Consider the following 2,364-nt stretch of genomic DNA (forward strand, 5'->3'; position numbering starts at 1 on the left):
TCATGCCGCCGATCGCGGTGGCGATCCCGATCTACCTGATGTATCGCGAGCTCGGCCTCTCCGACACCGCGCTCGGCATGATCCTGCTCTACACCGCGGTCAACGTCTCGCTGGCAGTCTGGCTGCTCAAAGGCTTCATCGACGAGATCCCGCGCGAATATGAAGAGGCGGCGATGATCGACGGCTATACGCGGCTGCAGGCCTTCTGGCGCACCGTGCTGCCGCAGGCGACGACCGGGATCGCCGCGACCGCGATCTTCTGCCTGATCTTTGCCTGGAACGAATATGCGTTCGCCGCTCTGCTGACCTCCGGCACGGCGCAGACCGCGCCGCCCTTCATCCCGACCATCATCGGCGAAGGCGGCCAGGACTGGCCGGCGGTGGCGGCCGGCACAACTATCTTCCTGGTGCCGATCCTCGTCTTCACCATCCTGCTCCGCAAGCAACTCTTGCGCGGCATCACCTTCGGCGCGGTGCGCAAATGAGCACGATCCAGACCGCAAAACGCAAATCGCGCTGGCCCGTCTGGGCAAGGCGCGGGCTGATGGAGAACATCGCCACGGCGATCATCGCGATCGGCTTCCTGATGCTGTTCCAGCCCTTCGCGCTGTCGCTCTACACCTATTCCTTCATCACCATGCTCGCCGGTACGGTGATGTTCATCATCGTCTCGAAATTCCCGGAATAGAGATGGCCGAGATTCGTGTTCAGAACCTGAGGAAAGCCTTCGGCGCATTCGTCGCCGTGCAGGATTCCAATTTCGTCGTCGAGGACGGCGAGTTCTTCGTCATGCTCGGACCGTCCGGCTGCGGCAAGACGACAACGCTGCGCATGATCGCCGGCCTCGAACTGCCGACCGGCGGCAAGATCCTGCTCGGCGGCGAGGATGTCACAATGCGCCGGGCGCGCGAGCGCGACATCGCCTTCGTCTTCCAGCTCTTCGCGCTCTACCCGCATATGAACGTGCGCAAGAATATCGGCTTTCCGCTGCTGGCGCAGGGCATGCCGGCAGCCGAAATCCGCAGCCGCGTCGAGGAGACCGCGAAGCTGCTGCGCATCGATCACCTGCTCGACAAATCCGTCTCCGGTCTTGCCGGCGGCGACCGCCAGCGCGTCGCGCTCGGCCGCGCCATCGTGCGGCGGCCGAAATGTTTTCTCATGGACGAGCCGCTGGGGACCCTCGACACCGAGTTCCGCGATCTGATGGTGCATGAGCTGCGCGAGCTGCACAACCGCATCCACGCCACGACCGTCTATGTCACGCACGATCAGATGGAAGCGATGTCGATGGCCGACAAGATAGCGGTGATGAACCACGGCGTCATCGAGCAGTTCGGCACGCCGCGCGAGATCTACGACCGGCCGGCGTCCATGTTCGTCGCCGATTTCATCGGCTCGCCGCCGATGAATTTCCTGAAATTCGGCGGCGGGCTCGCCAAGGGCGCGAAGGAGATCGTCGTTCAGGGCGCCAAGGTGGCGGTGCCGGAAGTGCGCGAGGACATCGCGCCCGCCGACATGGCGCTCGGCATCCGGCCCGAGCACATCCGCTTCGACGACGGCTCGAAGCTGCGCGGCGCGATCTATGGCACCGAATATCTCGGCACCACGCAGATCGTCGCTGTCGAGACGGCCGACGGCATCATCAAGGCGCGGGTGCCGGCCGGCATCCATCTCAGCCCCGGCGAGCAAGTCGGGCTGAAGCTGAGCAGCGCGCGGCTGTCGCTGTTCGAGAAGGGTTCCGGACGCGCGGTCAGGACCGCCATGCATGATCAGGCAGCGGAGGCGCGCCATGGCTGATGTCCGTATCCAGGGCGTGACCAAGAGTTTTGGCGACACCGTCGCGACCGACGATCTCGACCTTACGATCAAGGACGGCGAGTTCGTCGTGCTGCTCGGGCCGACCGGCGCCGGCAAGACGACGACGCTGAGGCTGATTGCCGGCCTGGAGCGGCCGGATAGCGGCACGATCCATATCGGCGGCCATGACGCCACGACCCTGTCGCCGGCCGAACGCGACACCGCTTTCGTCTTCCAGCAATATTCGCTCTATCCGCATCTGTCGGTGTTCGACAATCTCGCCTTCCCGCTGCGCTCGCCGGCGCGGCGCTTTCCGGAGGAGGCGGTGCGCCGCCGCGTCGAAGAGGTGGCGCGCATGGTGCGCATCGACCACAAGCTCGACAACCGCTCGACGAAGCTGTCGGGCGGCGAGATGCAGCGCGTCGCCATCGGCCGCGCCCTGGTGCGCAAGCCGGCGATCTACCTGATGGACGAGCCGCTGTCCTCGCTCGACGCCAAGCTGCGCGCCGATCTCCGGCTCGAGTTGAAGCGCATCCAGTCCGAGCTCGGCGCCACCATGCTCTATGT

General features: G+C 65.1%; 4 protein-coding genes. All 4 read left to right on the forward strand.

Going from position 1 to position 2,364, the window contains the following annotated elements:
* On the forward strand, positions 1-485 hold a 485-nt coding region (locus tag EOA27_RS32285), incomplete at its 5' end, for a carbohydrate ABC transporter permease (RefSeq protein ID WP_145970682.1).
* On the forward strand, positions 482-688 hold the full coding sequence (locus EOA27_RS32290; protein ID WP_127258256.1) for a hypothetical protein: 207 nt from the start codon (positions 482-484) through the stop codon (positions 686-688). The genes EOA27_RS32285 and EOA27_RS32290, both read left to right, overlap by 4 nt.
* 2 nt (positions 689-690) lie before the next feature.
* Positions 691-1,797, forward strand: a complete 1,107-nt coding sequence (locus EOA27_RS32295; RefSeq protein WP_127258258.1) for an ABC transporter ATP-binding protein — start codon at positions 691-693, stop codon at positions 1,795-1,797.
* Positions 1,790-2,364, forward strand: a 575-nt coding sequence (locus tag EOA27_RS32300; RefSeq protein WP_145970683.1) for an ABC transporter ATP-binding protein, incomplete at its 3' end; no start/stop codon positions are given. The genes EOA27_RS32295 and EOA27_RS32300, both read left to right, overlap by 8 nt.

This window comes from Mesorhizobium sp. M2A.F.Ca.ET.037.01.1.1, from assembly GCF_003998075.1.
Taxonomy (GTDB): domain Bacteria; phylum Pseudomonadota; class Alphaproteobacteria; order Rhizobiales; family Rhizobiaceae; genus Mesorhizobium.

Coding starts and splice junctions, on each gene's coding strand:
- EOA27_RS32290 (WP_127258256.1), top strand. CDS start 482: ATGAGCACGATCCAGACCGCAAAACGCAAATCGCGCTGGCCCGTCTGG.
- EOA27_RS32295 (WP_127258258.1), top strand. CDS start 691: ATGGCCGAGATTCGTGTTCAGAACCTGAGGAAAGCCTTCGGCGCATTC.